The sequence below is a fragment of the Leeuwenhoekiella sp. CH_XMU1409-2 genome, assembly GCF_037029365.1.
GTDB classification, from domain to species: Bacteria; Bacteroidota; Bacteroidia; order Flavobacteriales; family Flavobacteriaceae; genus Leeuwenhoekiella; species Leeuwenhoekiella blandensis.
The window spans coordinates 145,845-162,044 of sequence record NZ_JAYMEI010000008.1 but is presented as its reverse complement, the minus strand read 5'-3'; the positions used below and the strand labels follow the sequence as shown (position 1 = coordinate 162,044).

Here is a 16,200-nt window from a genome sequence, read left to right as displayed (position 1 = left end):
AGTTTTGCGTATTGCACTGGTGCTATTTTGCCCAGTGAGTCATGGGGACGATACTTATTGTAATCTTCCATCCATATTTGAGTTTGCTCCCTTACCTGATCAATGTTTTCAAAGATATACTTATCTAGGACACCTCTGCGATAGGAGCCATTAAAACGTTCTACAAAAGCATTTTGAGTAGGTTTTCCCGGTTGTATGTATTTAAATTCAATATCATGCATTTTACTCCATTCAGCCGTAAGGTTTGCTATGAATTCAGGGCCATTGTCCATCCTGATCCTGTTTGGCTTGCCCCGTCGGTTGATTAGGTGATTGAGTACCCAGACTACCCGATTACTAGTCAATGAAAAGTCTACTTCAATATGTAGTGCCTCCCGATTAAAATCATCAATTACATTAAAAGACCTAAAACGTCTCTTGTTTTCTAGGACATCGCTTACGAAATCAATACTCCAAGTATCATTCAATTCTTCAGGAATCTCCAAAGGTTCCTGTATACGCGCGGGCAGGCGCTTCTTTACTTTTCTTCTTAAAGGAAGCCCTAAGGACACATATACCCGGTGTACTCGCTTATGATTCCAAGGCTTTCCTTCGTTACGGATACGCCAGTAGGCTTTCCAGAATCCTTCTTCTGAATGTTTTTCAGCTTTTTCTCTAAGAGCTTGTTCTATAGGAGCATCATTCTTGGGTAAAGGTTTATAATAATAAACACTTTTACTCATATTAAGCACACGGCACGCCCTACTAATACCGTAGTGGATAAGCTCCTTAGCTATTATACGTTTACGGCAGGGCTTTAGAGCTTTTTTTCAATAATCTCTTTTGCCATTTGGTGGTCTAGTGCTAAAGAGGCATACATCTGCTTTAGACGGGCGTTTTCAGCTTCGAGCTCCTTAATACGCTTAAGTTCTTTGCTGCTCATACCAGCGTATTTAGAACGCCATTTATAAAAGGTAGAGGTACTGACACCGTATTCGCGGCTAATTTCTTCAACACTCTTACCGTTGTCGAACTCCTTTAAAATTTTTGCAATCTGTGTAGGTGTGAATTTGCTTCGTCTCATACTGTTTAAAATTAAGAATTATTACACTTCTAAACAGTTCGGTTTTAAGGGAAGCTTACAATCGCCAGGCGAACGTTCACAAAACGTATAGAGAATTATAATAATTCTTAAGCGATCTCGAAATTTGCGAAGTTGATCAACCATTGATTTTAATGACTATATGAATGTATACCTTTATATTTCAAAAAACAACTGATTCATAGATAGATATACATTGAACAGTATATTATTTATAACTGATACTATGCTTTAAGCAATTTTGTAATCTCCTAAAAAAGGACAGTTTTAAATTCTATTTCTCAAGTATTAAGATCGTTTTGAAATAGAATTCTTGAAAATGTATAAAGATTATGGTAATAAAATTAAATAGCATTACTTAAAAATATTAATGCCTGTCAAGTTTTATCTCTTCATATTAAATTGATTAGTCAAAGTAACGTCTTGATTTTACGATCGCAAACGAAACCCCTACATACAGCAGAGTGAGAGGTGAATCGTGGGCTTATCGCTCATTACCTTCTAAACCATTACAATTTGTTTTTTTCGATAATTTGATTGCCTCTACCTGATTGTAAAAGGAATCTTCAGGCGTGTGGGTATACACTTCCACCAATCCTTCTTTTAATAATTCATCTTTAATGTTGTAAGAAGATCGATAATGATAACCTTTCGCTCCTAAATATTTCACAACGAAACTATTTAAACCTACAAAATCACTACCATAGGTTTTCGCCCATTTCTCACTTTCTGCAAGTTCTCTTAAAAACTCTTCCTTTGTTATATCATCATATTCTGAATAAAAGTTATACTTATGATTATCCAAATTAATTTTTCCAACAACCTTGAGGTGTTTTTCCATATCAGAACTTGAACTATCTGACGTTTCAATAAGTTTTTCAATATCATCGTTAATGAGTACATCTTCTTTAATTTCTGTATATACAGGACTATAGGAAACCCGTATTTTATCTTGAGCATTGAATATGAATAATGTCTGTTCAGATAATGAATAAGAATTTATTATGTAGTGGGTATATGGTTTGTATTCCGCTTTCTTCTTTGATAACCAATCATTTTTCTCAACATCATTTGTTAAAAAAACTGCATCTGTTTGATTAGACTTTAGAAACTTTATCATTTCGTGATAAATAATAAAGTCTCCATAAGGATTTTCTTTCTTGTCTCCACACCCTGGAAATGTGCTTTTCCAATTCTTATTTTGGTCATTTTTAACTGTTGAATAAATAGAAGTTAAATCATTAAATTGATTTTTTAATACAACCTCTTCTTCTTCTGATAATTCAGGTGTAATTTGAAACTTAGAAATTACATTTAACAATGGGTCATTTCTTTCAATATCAGCTTGTCCTTCGAGCCTTTTCCTTATTTCTTCAATTTTGCCCTCTTTTTCTTCAATTTGTTCTTCAAAATCGGATTCCGAAAAAAGATTTTTGAGTTTATCCTTTAAAGTCTCGTTGAAAGTAGATAATTCTTTCCTAAGATCTTGATAATCATTTTTCAATATTATATTTTTATTGATATAATGGTCGAACCCTTTAATTTCTCCATTTTTTAAGCGTTCAATTTCTGCACGGATATTCCTGTAAGCATTTACAAATTCATCTAAAGATTTAAGATATGAGCGAATATGGTCAATACGATGACGCAAAAATTCTGTCTCAATTTGTTTAGTTATGTAAATACGCTCCTTATTTGTTTCAAAGAACTTAATTAATTCTGCCCTCTCTGAAAACGAAATCCTATAGTAATCTAATAAAACGTTAGTATCTAAGAAAATAGGAATTTCATTTTCAAACCCCAGAGCAGATTCTAATTTTTTGCTGTACAATTCCAACGCTTTTTGAGAGGTAACAATAGAAAATGACTTGTTTGTTTCAAAAACGAAATCTTGACAAATCTTCAATTCAGGTGTTTCTTCCATAGTTCTTTTAATTAGGCAACTTTTTATATTAATATAAAATACATGAATATCCCCTCAAAAATCGCAGATTACCAACATTTTACAATTGCGTTTATAAAAATAAACATTTGCTTAAGAAGCACTTTATGGAATTCCTTAATATCACTAAATTATATAGCTAATTTAGGACGGGTTAGAAAGACTAAAAAAGCATAGCATCCCTCAGGCAAAGCCCACTCAAAGGCCTTGATGGAGTATGAAATAGAAATTTTAAATAAGCCTATTTTGAAATAGGCTTATCTGGCCAAAAGTCTTTTGGAGAGCATTGGAGTACTTGAGCAAGTGCATTAAGGTGATTAAGATTATATTTTGCTCTTCTGGTTGTAGATTCTACGTGAGAAATAAAACTATCACTCATACCTAATTTCTGGGAAAGGGCTATTTGAGAAAGGTTTTTCTCTTTCCTTTTTTCTTTAACCCTGTCGATAATATAAGCTTCTATTTTACTAATCACTGTTCCTTCTTACGAAGTACAAGAAGTAAAATAATCGATCACTCAATAAAGGTACCTGTACCATTATTAAGTAATTTTTATTATATTTGGTGAAATGCTAGAAAATTATAAGCATTTATAACTATAGGGTTGCCAATAATCTATTCAAAGTTTACGGCTGCTTCATACACATTTCAATTAATACGGGATTAATTATGTGCTCAAAAATCAAATCATCTTTCGAATTATTCAAACACGGCTGCCCTTTGGCCTTTAATGCCATTTATACCCAATACCATCGGCAGATCTATTGGATGGGACGGAGTTTGATCAAAGATGTATTTGTGGTCGAGACCTTGGTACAGGACACTTTTCTCACGCTATGGGAAAAACGCGAGCAAATCGAGTCTCCACAACATCTGGTCAATTTTCTATATACCGTCATTTCTAATGAATGCAAATGGTATTATGCGCGGCCTAAAAATCAATTTAATCGGGAGTGCTACGCTTTAGAAAAAATTGAGAACTACCAAAGCTTTATGCTAGGCTATGATCCTACAGCGGTAGACGCACATTTAGAAGACCAACAACAGCAGCAAAAGGAGTATGAGCAGGTGGTTAAGGTATTACCCCTCTTGGGTGTCCAACGTCAACGCCTTATTGAGCTTTGCTTGCAACACGGGTTTAAGTATAAAACCATTTCCGAACAGCTGGGCATCAGCATCAAAGAAACCAGTAATACTCTCCAGCTTACCATCGAAGAGATTAAAAACATCCTGCACCAAGGCTATGTGCTTCAATCTCAAGAACCCGAGCCAATTCAAGAAGAAGTAGGGCAGATAACCGAACAGGAAGCTCATATACTGGAACTTCGTTGCCAGCATCAATATTCGTTTGCCCAGATCGCTAACGAACTCCAACTTTCTCAAAAGGAAGTGCACCGCGCCTTTACAACGGCCTACAAGCTCTTACAGCAGCACGAACACTTACAATCCGCGTGATGATGAAGAATAAGACCTTAAGCCTTACCCGCAAAATCCAACTCAAGGTAGATCTGCCTACCTATGAAGAGCGTAAAGAAGCGATTGGTAAACTCTACCAATGGCAAAACCGCTGCTTTAAAGCGGCCAACATTATCGTGACCCATTTATACTGCCAGGAAATGATCAAGGAATTCTTTTACCTGACCGAGGATATCCAGTACAAACTAGCCGACCAAAAGAAAGTTGAAAGTGGTATTTTAAACCGTTCGCGCATCAATACCACCTACCGTGTAATCGCAGACCGCTTTAAAGGGGAGATCCCGATGGAGATCTTATCCAACCTCAATCGAAATCTTGAAAGTAGCTTCAATAAAAACAAACCCAAATATTGGAAGGGCGAACGCTCCCTCAAAAACTTCAGGCGGGACATTGGGTTTCCATTTCCTGCGCGCTGTATGTGGGGCTTCAAGCACGACCCGGAACGCAATGCCTTTTGTTTTCGCTTATTTCAGATTCCATTTTGCACCTATCTGGGGAGGGACTTTTCCGATAAGCGGGACCTTTTGCATCGGGCGGTAAAGGGGGAGGTTCGTTTACGGACCTCAGAGATCAAGTTGACCGATACTAAGATCTTTTGGTTGGCCGTATTTGATATCGAGCAAGAGCAGCACGCTTTAAAACCGGAGGTGATTGCAGAAGCTTCCTTGTCACTGGAGCATCCTATCAGCGTCAAGGTAGGTAGTAACCGTTTAAACATCGGGACCAAAGAAGAATTTTTGTATCGGAGACTAGCCATCCAAGCCGCGCGGAAGCGTGCTTTAGCAGGAACAGTAAATTCCAGAGGAGGACACGGACGAACCCGCAAGCTTAAGGCGGTAGAAAAATATAGGGACAAAGAAACCAAGTATGTCAATCAGCGTTTACACGTATACAGCAGAAGACTTATAGACTTTTGTGTTAAACACCAGGCCGGCACCTTGATCTTGCTTAATCAAGAAGCCAAGATTGAAGCCGCCAAAGAAAACCAATTCGTCCTCAGAAACTGGAACTATTACGAACTCATTAAAAAAATAGAATACAAAGCCAAAAAAGCGGGAATAGAACTGCTTATCGATTAAGCATAAAACTAGACCTGTTAAGGTCAGCGGGTACTTGTATACCCATAACGTGAGGTTTAAATACACTCACGAAATGCCGCGGGGGCATATACAACGCGTGGGCTTACTTATAAATCAACTCTAATAAAGAAAGATGCCGATGAAAAAATAACAAATGATAACCTGAATGAATTATACATAGACCCTTTAGGGTCGAGGGTGCTTGTACACCCGCAAAGTGAGGTCACGGGCACTCACCAAATGCAGAAAGCATATACAACGGCGTGGTCATCCAAGTTTTGATGAATAGAACACAAAAAGAAAACCGATATATGTACCATATTTTTAAAAGACCTTTAAGGTCAGAGGGTACTTGTATACCCGTAAGGTGAGGCTTGGGCGCTCACTAAATATCATAATGATATATACAATGGCGTGAGTTAGTTATCTATCGCATTACTTTAAAATAGACCTATCAAGAGATATTGAATATAGAATATAATGGAGGGTGCTTGTACACCCGTAGGGTGAGTAATATAAGACGCTCACTAAATGTTTAAAACCTATACAACGGACGTGAGCGAACTATCCATTTAAAAGGTTGAATTATAAACACAGAACAAACTTGTTCATCTACCTAAATTTCCGCTCAACAAACTTGGGTTGCTCTTCTTCCTGTTGGTTAAAAAGTCGATCCAATAACTCTTTGGTCGGTTTGGTTTGCTCGTTTTCTATTCTTCGTAGTATAGCTTCTACCCCATCCATTCGTTTATTAAATAATGTTTCCAATCGCTGTTTAGAATCATCAAAAGGCTCAAATGGATTGATAGAATTCTGCTCAAAAAAGTCTAAAATAGCCTCTAAGGTTTCAGTATAATTGGCATCATTTGCTATGGCATACTTTTTAAAGCGCTCCACTGTTTCGGTGTGAAAATTTATTCGGGAAAATCGTTTAGGCATCACTAGATTTTTAAAGATTAGGATAATCAATCGCCCTGTTTATAAGGGTTTTGAAGCATTTCACGAAAAATTACTACAAAGCAGTTGTTTTCAACACTTTGCAAAGTTTAAATAACTCGCTTAAAGACAGTAAATTACAAATAAAAATGAGCTATATAACCTCGCGTAGCGGGTTATCCTCTTGCTTCTCATTTTTGTCCGCTTCGCTACTCAAAATGATAACTTGTACACCCTAAGTTATCAATTAAAATCCGCATTAATTTTAATGTCAAATGCTTTCAAATTTTATGGAAGATCAAAACCATTTACTTGGTATATCTGGAGCGTTTTTCTTGAAGTTTGATAGAAAAACAGAAGCTTCACATCAGATAGATTTCAATATACACCCAAACGAAAAATAGCTGCTTCTAAGCATCCATTTACTTTCCATAGCGCCATCGCGTTTCCTTTTCGATTACCCCCATTTAAAATTTAGTATTGAGGAAAGCTTTTATAAAAAGAGCGACAGCGGAGCCTGGTTATGCAAAGCGGCTCAATCTAAATTTTAGTTCTTTCAAGCAAAGGAAATGAGCGTTTGAAAAAAGTGTGTTGGTAGTATTTTTGAGTTTGACTCAGCCTCTTTTTGCGCAATGATTTTATAGTGCACTTGAATCAAGCGAACGTAATCCCTTTTTCCGGGATTGGGTTCAAGATTTTTGAATGAACCGCTTTTACCGAAATGAAGCTTTTTTGCGGAATGTAGGGAAATGGGGTGAAGAATTACGGATCTAAAATTCTATTCTATAGATCCAATAAAGTCAAGTTTCTCAATTCTGTTTTTTGCCCATTGGATTACTTGTTCTTTATCACTATCAACTAAGCGATTATTTTCAAGCATCAATATAAATTCCTTCAGATTTTCAACACGTTTCCATTGATCCGCTAATTGTAAAAGCTTTTCAAATTTTTGATCTTCCTCAATCCTTTTCCGTTTTAAAGCTTCAGCCTTTTCTGATTCGACTTTATTTCTTCGGTGTTTTACATCACGATAAATAGATTCTGCACGTTCTTTCTTGGCTAAATATTCAAGCCTGGCAATGATTTCAGAAATTTTATGCTCTAGAGTTAGGGTCTTTTGGTCTTGCCATTCTTTACCGCGCCAGCTATCAATTTTTAAAGCAAGCTTTCCTGTAGGTATATAATCAGATCCCCAACCATCACTTCTAGGAACCCGTTTATTAACCTCACGAAGACTAAACGGATAGGACACCCCGCAAATATAAATTTCATAGTGGTAGTTCCGGATTTCGAAATGGTGTCCTCGCAATCTTAAATTTTTAATCAAGCAGTCTACAAATCGCAGCGCACGAGACTCTTGTTCTTTAGAGGTGTTAATAGAAATTGTAGGATTGTCATAACTGCTTAAGTATTGACCTCGCTTACGTGCCTTTTCTCGCTGTTCTTTTATTCTTAGATAGTCTTCGACCAACCTATCAGGTTTACTGAGTCTTTGAGACACATTTAGATCTAAGCTTTGATCCTCTTCTATTTCTTTTTTTATGTGTTTTTCTAAAGCCTTTCCTCTTAAATAGATCCAGGAATAAGGATCTTGTTCTTCATTAATAGCTCCCCAAATAATACGTTCATCATCAGGGTTAGGCAATTCTGGCTGAGCTGCTTGTTTGCCAAACTTTAATTTTAACCAATAATTGGATGGAGGTCGAGGTATATCGTGTTTTTTACAAAGCGCTACTATTGTATGGTAGTCAATTTTGAGCTCCTCTGTTATCTTGGTTAAGGGCTTAGACCAAACAAATTCATAAAACTTCTTACGAGTAAATTGGGTTATCATCGATGATTTGATTAGACCCCTAATTTATTGATAGTTAATTAGTATTTAAACACTTAATTCCATAAGGTTGAGAATATAACATATTAAATATCCCATATCCGGATATGGGATATTAGGATCTAATCATTCCAGAGAGTGTGGCGCTTTTCGCACTCCAATTTTGGAAGTTTGAGTTGCGTATTAATAACATCACACAAGTTTTTTAATTTTTGAGAGGCAGTTAGAGGCGCTAACGTATTTTGAGCGACCATTTGATCAAAAACCCATAGGTGACCATGAACATCCAGATTTGTAGATTTTGCAAATTTTCTCAAAACATTATCACTTGTGATTAACGTTCCTTCTTTTGTGTTCGCTTGATGATATGCTGAACAATCTTGTTGGGATAATTTAGGCTTTTGTTTCTCAATATCTTTAATCACTTCTAAGTCTTCACTGGTCATTTCCTCAGCAATCAAAACACCTTCGGTAATATATACTTCCAACTGCTCCTTTTGTTCTTCAAGTAATTCTTCTAAAATTAATGTTGTTGTAAAGAATTCAAACTTGAGCGCAAAAAAATGAGGTAAAAGCTCCAGCTCAACCAAATCAATCAAAATATTCGCATCGTTTACAACAATTTTCATATTGCAATTAGCTCTTTTCTAAATGCTGCTAATTTTTGATTAGAAAGATTTGCCGCTTTACTCATAGATATAATTTCTTCTGAAGCCGCTCTATAAAGCAATTGTTTAAATCTATGAGAGGATTCACGGCCAATGTATTGACCTAAATCCTTCTCTTCCCTATTCTTTGAAATATAAATTCGAAAACTTCTATATCTATTTTCTGAGATAAATTCAAAATCTTTAGCTCTAGCCATTATGGCCTGTATAGATATTCCATATTCCTCTTTGATTGAAATTAACTCATTCAATGATAAAGAAGACCTTTTACCTCCAAATTCCCTCTTAAAAGTTTTCTCAGGCATTAACATAGCTCCTGCAAACTGATGACACATTTTCTCTATCACTTTGTGCTCTATTCCTGAATCAAATTGTAGGACCAAATGACCTAATTCGTGTAATGCAGTAAAACGCTTTCTTTCAAGACCATAATTTTGATTTAAAACAATTACTGGAAAAGTTCCATCAGCCCAACCGGAAAAACCATCAAATTCCGCTGGCGCGTCTATCTCAATAACTTTTATGTGCTTGTCTTCGAGTAAGTCAATCACGTTTGGTAATGCATTGTAACCTATCTTCCAACCCTCCAACAAATGATTAACTGCATTTTCTACGTCATTTTTAGAATTGATTTTAAGAGATACAATAGGGTTTTCAAAAGTTGAAGTTAAACCTAAGAATTGCTCTAATTCTAAATAACGTTCTACGTTATCTATTACTTTTTCTTTAATAGCATTTACTTTTTTAACACCAAGTCTCTTTTTTCTAAATTCTATATTTTCTATTTCAACTTTAAATTCTCTAAAAAAATAATCGGTTTTAACGTCCAAAGCTTTTGCTAAGGCAACCAAAACTTTAGAATCAGGAAGCATTTCTGCCTTTTCATATTTTGAAATTGAATTTTTAGAAACAATATTATCCATCCTATGTACAAGCTCATCCTGTGACATACCCGCGCGAACCCTTGCGCTCTTCAGTCTTTTAGCAAATAACTCTTTCATAAACCACAATTAATTAGGTTTACAAAAATAACAATAATTAATGATTTGTCAACAAGTTATTCACAATTAAAAGGTTTCAATCGATTGACAGAGGTATGATAAAGAATAGCTAATACTTAAAATTTTGAGAGGTAGAGTCAGCTTTTAAATATAAATGATGGAATTGATAACTAATTGACTCTAAATAAGTTAAAATTTTATTAAAAATAGACTTATTTGCAAATCACTTGCAAATTAAAAAAGCCTCAGAAGACAAAATCTTCTGAGGCTTAGTGTTTACTGGTGGTCCCACCTGGGCTCGAACCAGGGACCACCTGATTATGAGTCAGGTGCTCTAACCAACTGAGCTATAGGACCGGCTGTTAACCATTATTTCATAGTTAAAGCGGGCGCAAAAATAAGATTAATTTTTATTTACTACAAACTTTAAATTATAGCAGCAGCTGTTTAATCAATATCCTGACACAACTCTATTAAAACACCTCCTGTGCTTTTAGGATGTAAAAAGGCTACCCATTTGTTATCTGCTCCCTTTTTAGGTTCTTCATTGAGTAAATGAAATCCTTCATCCTTCAGTCTTTTCATTTCTGATCTGATATCGTCAACCGCATAAGCGATATGATGCACTCCTTCTCCCCGCTTTTCAAGAAACTTAGCTATGGGACTATCATCTTGTGTTGCTTCAAGCAATTCTATTTTAGAAGCACCCATTTTAAAAAAAGAGGTGTTTACACCTTCAGAAGCTACGGCTTCAGTTTTATAAGGAGCAGTTCCTAAAAGCTTTGTATACATTTCGTTGGAATCTTTCAGACTTTTAACAGCAATTCCTATATGTTCAATTTTTTCCATGGTATTCCGTTTCTAAATTTTCAGCTTTTAAATCTCGGTTAAGCTAAAGGTAGCGCAATTATAAAAAATGTATTTTTGCAGTATGGAAACAAATAGACAAAAGAAGGTTGCCGGTGTTCTTCAACGCGATTTAGTTGATGTAATTCAAAAGGCATTGATGGAGGCTGGTGTAAAAAATATAATTGTCTCGGTGAGCAAAGTGAATGTAACTACAGATCTCTCACAGGCAAAAGTCTACATAAGTGTTTTTCCTCACGACAAGGCTTCTGAAATTTTAAAGGAAGTAAGCGCTGTAAAGCCTTTTATTAAGCACGAGATCGCAAATCGCACGCGTCATCAATTGCGTCGTATGCCTGAATTGCAATTTTATATTGATGACTCTCTAGAGTACATCGACGGAATTGATAAATCTCTTAAAGGTTCTGAAGATCCTATTCAAAATCCCGATTTACTTCCTCGTAGAAAAAAATCATAAGGCACTCCACTGTTGAAATTTCCCGTATTTATCGCAAAACGTTATCTGTTTACAAAAAGCAGTAATAATGCTATAAATATCATTACGCTTATTTCGGCAGTGAGTATCATTGCAGGTGCTGCCGCTCTTTTTATCGTATTATCAGGGTTTTCGGGTTTAAAAGATTTCAGCCTTTCCTTTTCTTCGATTTTTGATCCAGACTTAAAAGTACTTCCCGCAAGCGGAAAAACTATTTTGTTTACTCCAGATTTAGCTGCTGAGCTTGAAGCTAATCCTGATATAATTAGTTACACTCAAGTTATTGAAGAGCGTGCATTTCTCGAGTTTAGAGGAAAAAACCACATAGCTTATATTAAAGGTGTTGATGAAAACTACCGAAACGTTAACAATATCGATAGCACCTTGCTTTATGGTAATTGGATCACTCCGGAAGAACCTGTAGCAGCCATTGGTTTTGGAATCTCTCGCATTCTTTCGCTAGGCGTAAATAATTATAGTGATTTACTTAGAGTAATGGTTCCCAAGCCGGGAACCGGACAAATTACCGATCCTACACAAGCTTTTAATAGTTCGCAATTGGTCGTTTCAGATATTTTTCAAGTTAATGAGGAACTTGATCAAAAATATTTATTCACCAATATTGACTACGTTCGAAAATTGCTGAATTACAACGAAGCTACACTCAGCAGTGTAGAATTAAAGTTAAATCCTAAGGCAGACCCCGTACAGGTACAGCAAAGAATACAACGCCTTTTTGGAGATCAGACTGAAGTTAAAACCCGCTTTCAGCTTAATGACAAGCTTTACAAAATGCTAAATGCCGAAAATCTAGCAGTTTACTTAATTTTCACCTTGGTTTTAATCATTGCGCTTTTCAATCTTGTGGGAAGTATTATTATGATCATCATCGATAAAAAAGCCAATATCCAAACGCTGCATAGCCTGGGCGCTTCATTGAAAGACATCAAAAAAATCTACTTTTTACAAGGAACGATGATGAGTGTCTTTGGTGGAATCATCGGTTTGATTTTAGGAAGTTTGATCGTAGGAGCACAATTGCAGTTTCAGCTTAAAATGATCACTCCAACACTTCCCTACCCTATGGAATTTACACTCGTTAATTTCTTAGCGGTATTTTTTACCATTTCCATCTTAGGGATTTTGGCTTCCTATCTCGCGTCGTCGACTATTAGGCCTAAGTTATTACAGGATTAACCTGCTGCTAGCTTTAATAGGTTTGTTGCGCAAAATCATAATCGGCAAACAACTCTTCAACCTCATCAAAAGCAGCAAAAACATCTTCTGGAGCATCACTGGTTACCATTTTCATACGATAAGGCTTAAACCCGGGAATCCCTTTAAAGTAATTAGTATAGTGACGTCGCGTCTCAAATACACCAAGTTTTTCACCCTTCCAATCTATAGACATTTGTAAATGTCTGCGAGCAGCATCAACGCGCTCTTGCATAGTTGGTGGCGCCATATGCTCACCTGTGTTGAAAAAATGCTTTACTTCTCTAAAAAACCAAGGATACCCAATACTCGCCCGACCGATCATCGCACCGTCAAGGCCATACTGATCTCGCATTTCTACAGCGCGCTCAGGAGTATCTACATCACCGTTTCCAAAAACGGGAATATGCATGCGCTGATTATTTTTAACTTCAGCAATAGGTTTCCAATCGGCATTACCTTTATACATCTGTGCGCGCGTTCTACCGTGAATGGCAATCGCCTTACAACCTACATCTTGCAAGCGTTCGGCAACTTCAACGATTTTGATCGAGTCGTGATCCCAACCCAAACGGGTTTTAACGGTAATCGGTAAGTTAGTATGCTTGACCATAGCTTCGGTAAGTGAAACCATCAGATCAATATCTTTTAAAATTCCGGCACCGGCACCTTTAGAAACTACTTTCTTAACCGGACAACCAAAGTTGATATCAATAATATCTGGCTTTGAAGCTTCTACAATTTCAACACTCTGAAGCATCGACTCGAGATTGGCTCCAAAAATCTGAATACCTACGGGACGTTCTTTCTCATAAATATCGAGTTTCATCACGCTTTTTGCAGCGTCTCGAATGAGGCCCTCACTCGAGATAAACTCGGTATACACCACATCTGCTCCTTGCTCTTTGCACAACGCGCGAAAAGGCGGGTCACTCACATCTTCCATAGGTGCTAAAAGCAACGGGAAGTCTCCTACATCAATATCTCCTATTTTAGCCAAAGCAATACTTTTTAAAATAATTTCTTGGAATACCTAAAAAGCTTCGGTTTGTTTTAACCGAGCAATTCTCGCGCAAAATTAAGGAATGTTTTATTAAGAAGTATATTCTTAATTGCTACCGAGCTCTTTCAGTCTGGTTTCTTCTTCAACCGAAGTGTTCCTGTTGTTATCGCTTAGTTTGAAGTTTCCGAAGTTATAACGTACACCTACACGAATCTTTTGAGATTCTGGCATAGCAAAGAAGGTATTGTTCTGATTCAAATAGTGCGACGTAAGCGGAATGTTATTGGTGTTGAATATGTCTTCAGAACTTAAATTAACTATCAAACGCCCATCTAGAAAACGCTTTTGAATGTCTACATTGAGCCTATATTGCGGGCGATCGTATTCATAGGAACCCACTAAAAAATTTGAAGTGAAATTATTTGAAATAGCCACATTAAGCGTTGGATTGATTATGAGATAATTCAGTGTTTCAATGTATAACCCATTGATCTCTTTTTGAACTAGGCTATTGTTATCTTCTAGGGCTACAAATTCATTTTCTAGATTGAAAAAAGACGCATAAACGCTCATCCACATCCAATTATTTACAAATTCTGAATAGATAACATCCAGACTGTATTGTTGCTCATAATTAAGATTAGTATTTACACTTCTCAAGGTTAAATTTTCATTATCCTGAAAAGGCAATCTACTCATCGCATTATCGATACGATCCCAATACAGCTCAAAACTCAACTTGTTTTTAAAAGAATACGAAAGCTTGACTTTGTTTGCAATTGCCGGTTGAATATTTGGGTTTCCTTCTTGAAAGTTGTTTTCATTTAAGAAATACCTGTACGGATTCAAACTTTGAAAACGCGGGCGATCTATTCTTCTGCTGTAATCAAGAGCAAAGCTATGGTTGTCAGCAGCGGCGTACATCAAATAAGCTGTAGGAAACAATTCTAAATACTCCTGCGTATTCACAACGCCTAAAGTTCGTGAGTTCCCGTTAGCATCGGTATATTCTCCGCGCAGGCCAGTTTTAAAACTCCATTTTTCCCAATCTTTAGCAAAGCTGAAATACGACGCATAAATACCTTCAGTATAATCGAAATTATCATTAAGGATCGCATCGGCATCGCTTACATTTCCTGCAGTATTAAAGAACTCCTGTCTACTTTCAGAATTGATTCCAGAATATTTTGCTCCGGCTTCAAAGGACCACTTTCCTAAATTACCTGAATAATCTAATTGCCCGGTATAAATCTGAGATTTTTGAGTTGGGATAGTGTTGAACGCATTTGCATTTAAAAGGTTGCCTTGAGCCGAAACATAGCGCGTAGCCACAGATTGCATTTGATTATCTGTATAATCTATATAATTGGCGTTGGCCGAAAGCGTTGCTCCATTTTCACCCAATTGCTTCTCATAATTTAAATTGAAAAGCAAATTATCACGCTGATTTTCTAATCGGCTTTGCGTGGTATATAAAGAATCTAACTGACCTTGTGGATTGTAGGTTTCCGTTCTACCGCTGATGTCTGAATTTGCTTTTGGCGTATGCAGAATATTAGCAGTAAAACTCAACATTTCTGTCTCACTTAATGTGAAATCTAAAATGGTATTTAAACTGTGCGAAATGGTTCGGGTTTCTCGCTGAAACAAATCTTCCCAAGTCGCTTTTTCACTTCCGTTAGGATTGTAAAACTGAACAAAACCTTCATCGGTTTTGACATCAAATCGGGAATTGAAATTATAACTCGCAAACGCATTTAACCAATCGGTTTTATAGTATTGGCTGGTTCCTACGTTGTATTTAGGTTTGATTGCAACTGTATTGGAAGCATTGAGACTTCCTTTATAGCCAATCGAAAGATTTTTTGAAGTAATGATATTCAAAATCGCACCGCCTTCGGCATCATATCTCGCCGGAGGTGTCGTGATCACTTCAACAGATTTTACATTAACTCCCGCAAAGCCTTCAAGCAATTGTTGCAATTCTTCATTGGTCAAATACACTTTACGGTCATTGATATATACTTGTGCCGGTCTGTTTTTTACTAAAAGTTGCCCCTGATTAACAATTACTCCGGGAGTGCGCTGTAAAATATCAAAAGTAGTCCCCGAAGAAATTGCAGTATTTTCAACATTAAAAACTATGCGATCTACTCTTCGGTCTACCGTGGGTTTTCTGTAATTCACCGTAACGGCATCGAGCGCTTCAGAATTCTCTTGAAGTATTAAATCTGGAATACGTATTTGATCCTTCAACTCAAACGGACTGCTGTAACTCTCTTTAAAACCAACAAAACTGGCTTTAATTAAATAGGTTCCGGAAGAAATTTCAGCAAAAAGAATTTCACCATTTTCTTCACTTACCGCTCCCTTGACAAAGGTAGAGTCTGCAGCTTTAAGTAGTAATACATTAGCATAAGGCACCGCACGTTGCTGATCATCTATAACCTTACCGGTTATGTTTCCGCTTTGGGTAAAAGAAACAAAAGGGGCTAAGAAAAAGGAGATTAGTAACTGGTGCTTCATATACGCTCAAAACTAATGTAAATTATATGTTAATAAAATTAAACCTTAAATTTTTTGAATGTTTTTTAGGGTAAACTACCTCAGGTTAAGCCAATGAGGC

The 16,200-nt window shown here is 36.5% G+C and carries 13 protein-coding genes, 1 tRNA gene and 1 pseudogene; 4 read left to right on the top strand and 11 right to left on the bottom strand.

Annotation, left to right across the window (positions count from 1 at the left end; translation table 11 throughout):
• Positions 1 to 2: 2 nt before the first annotated feature.
• The 3 genes and pseudogenes from WA338_RS10725 to WA338_RS10715 all read right to left on the bottom strand — a co-directional run.
• Positions 3 to 1,063: pseudogene (locus WA338_RS10725) on the bottom strand (IS3 family transposase); the annotation flags it as partial.
• 502 nt (positions 1,064 to 1,565) lie between these two features.
• A complete protein-coding gene (locus WA338_RS10720; protein WP_272986031.1) occupies positions 1,566 to 3,005 on the bottom strand; it encodes a PIN-like domain-containing protein in 1,440 nt (479 codons plus the stop codon).
• Between the two features lie 259 nt (positions 3,006 to 3,264).
• Positions 3,265 to 3,498, bottom strand: a complete 234-nt coding sequence (locus WA338_RS10715; RefSeq protein ID WP_272986030.1) for a helix-turn-helix domain-containing protein — start codon at positions 3,496 to 3,498, stop codon at positions 3,265 to 3,267.
• Positions 3,499 to 3,692: 194 nt separating this feature from the next.
• Between WA338_RS10715 and WA338_RS10710 the strand changes: the two genes are divergently transcribed.
• Both WA338_RS10710 and WA338_RS10705 read left to right on the top strand, forming a co-directional pair.
• Positions 3,693 to 4,478, top strand: coding sequence for a sigma-70 family RNA polymerase sigma factor (locus WA338_RS10710; protein ID WP_272986029.1), 786 nt, complete (start codon positions 3,693 to 3,695; stop codon positions 4,476 to 4,478).
• Between the two features lie 2 nt (positions 4,479 to 4,480).
• A complete protein-coding gene (locus WA338_RS10705; protein ID WP_272986033.1) occupies positions 4,481 to 5,578 on the top strand; it encodes a hypothetical protein in 1,098 nt (365 codons plus the stop codon).
• Between the two features lie 612 nt (positions 5,579 to 6,190).
• On the opposite strand, the gene WA338_RS10700 is transcribed toward WA338_RS10705, so the two are convergent.
• The 6 genes from WA338_RS10700 to mce form a co-directional block, all read right to left on the bottom strand.
• Positions 6,191 to 6,517 (bottom strand): BfmA/BtgA family mobilization protein, encoded by a 327-nt coding sequence (locus tag WA338_RS10700; RefSeq protein WP_272986028.1) that lies wholly within the window; start codon positions 6,515 to 6,517, stop codon positions 6,191 to 6,193.
• A 775-nt stretch (positions 6,518 to 7,292) separates the two neighbouring features.
• On the bottom strand, positions 7,293 to 8,348 hold the full coding sequence (locus tag WA338_RS10695) for a hypothetical protein (protein WP_272986027.1): 1,056 nt from the start codon (positions 8,346 to 8,348) through the stop codon (positions 7,293 to 7,295).
• Positions 8,349 to 8,467: 119 nt separating this feature from the next.
• Entirely contained in the window at positions 8,468 to 8,974 is a 507-nt protein-coding gene (locus tag WA338_RS10690; protein ID WP_272986026.1) for a hypothetical protein, read from the bottom strand.
• The gene (locus WA338_RS10685; RefSeq protein ID WP_272986025.1) at positions 8,971 to 10,014 is read right to left on the bottom strand and encodes a helix-turn-helix domain-containing protein; all 1,044 of its coding nucleotides are present in this window, start codon (positions 10,012 to 10,014) and stop codon (positions 8,971 to 8,973) included. Before WA338_RS10685 ends, WA338_RS10690 begins: the two co-directional genes overlap by 4 nt.
• A gap of 280 nt (positions 10,015 to 10,294) precedes the next feature.
• Positions 10,295 to 10,371: transfer RNA gene (locus tag WA338_RS10680), tRNA-Ile, on the bottom strand.
• A 90-nt stretch (positions 10,372 to 10,461) separates the two neighbouring features.
• A complete protein-coding gene (gene mce, locus WA338_RS10675; protein ID WP_009782038.1) occupies positions 10,462 to 10,863 on the bottom strand; it encodes a methylmalonyl-CoA epimerase in 402 nt (133 codons plus the stop codon).
• Between the two features lie 82 nt (positions 10,864 to 10,945).
• On the opposite strand from mce, the gene rbfA reads away from it, so the two are divergent.
• Both rbfA and WA338_RS10665 read left to right on the top strand, forming a co-directional pair.
• Positions 10,946 to 11,338, top strand: a complete 393-nt coding sequence (gene rbfA / locus WA338_RS10670; protein WP_009782037.1) for a 30S ribosome-binding factor RbfA — start codon at positions 10,946 to 10,948, stop codon at positions 11,336 to 11,338.
• A gap of 12 nt (positions 11,339 to 11,350) precedes the next feature.
• Positions 11,351 to 12,553 carry an ABC transporter permease gene (locus WA338_RS10665; protein ID WP_272986024.1) on the top strand — a complete coding sequence of 401 codons (1,203 nt, stop codon included), beginning with the start codon at positions 11,351 to 11,353 and terminating at the stop codon, positions 12,551 to 12,553.
• Between the two features lie 13 nt (positions 12,554 to 12,566).
• Here WA338_RS10665 and dusB read toward each other — a convergent pair whose 3' ends face one another.
• Together dusB and WA338_RS10655 are read right to left on the bottom strand one after the other, a co-directional pair.
• Positions 12,567 to 13,571: a tRNA dihydrouridine synthase DusB gene (dusB, locus tag WA338_RS10660; protein WP_009782035.1), complete on the bottom strand. Its 1,005-nt coding sequence runs from the start codon at positions 13,569 to 13,571 to the stop codon at positions 12,567 to 12,569.
• 108 nt (positions 13,572 to 13,679) lie between these two features.
• Entirely contained in the window at positions 13,680 to 16,100 is a 2,421-nt protein-coding gene (locus tag WA338_RS10655; RefSeq protein WP_272986023.1) for an outer membrane beta-barrel family protein, read from the bottom strand.
• Positions 16,101 to 16,200 lie beyond the last annotated feature (100 nt).

Coding starts and splice junctions, on each gene's coding strand:
- WA338_RS10720 (WP_272986031.1), bottom strand. CDS start 3,005: ATGGAAGAAACACCTGAATTGAAGATTTGTCAAGATTTCGTTTTTGAA.
- WA338_RS10710 (WP_272986029.1), top strand. CDS start 3,693: ATGTGCTCAAAAATCAAATCATCTTTCGAATTATTCAAACACGGCTGC.
- WA338_RS10705 (WP_272986033.1), top strand. CDS start 4,481: ATGAAGAATAAGACCTTAAGCCTTACCCGCAAAATCCAACTCAAGGTA.
- WA338_RS10700 (WP_272986028.1), bottom strand. CDS start 6,517: ATGCCTAAACGATTTTCCCGAATAAATTTTCACACCGAAACAGTGGAG.
- WA338_RS10695 (WP_272986027.1), bottom strand. CDS start 8,348: ATGATAACCCAATTTACTCGTAAGAAGTTTTATGAATTTGTTTGGTCT.
- WA338_RS10690 (WP_272986026.1), bottom strand. CDS start 8,974: ATGAAAATTGTTGTAAACGATGCGAATATTTTGATTGATTTGGTTGAG.
- WA338_RS10685 (WP_272986025.1), bottom strand. CDS start 10,014: ATGAAAGAGTTATTTGCTAAAAGACTGAAGAGCGCAAGGGTTCGCGCG.
- mce (WP_009782038.1), bottom strand. CDS start 10,863: ATGGAAAAAATTGAACATATAGGAATTGCTGTTAAAAGTCTGAAAGAT.
- rbfA (WP_009782037.1), top strand. CDS start 10,946: ATGGAAACAAATAGACAAAAGAAGGTTGCCGGTGTTCTTCAACGCGAT.
- WA338_RS10655 (WP_272986023.1), bottom strand. CDS start 16,100: ATGAAGCACCAGTTACTAATCTCCTTTTTCTTAGCCCCTTTTGTTTCT.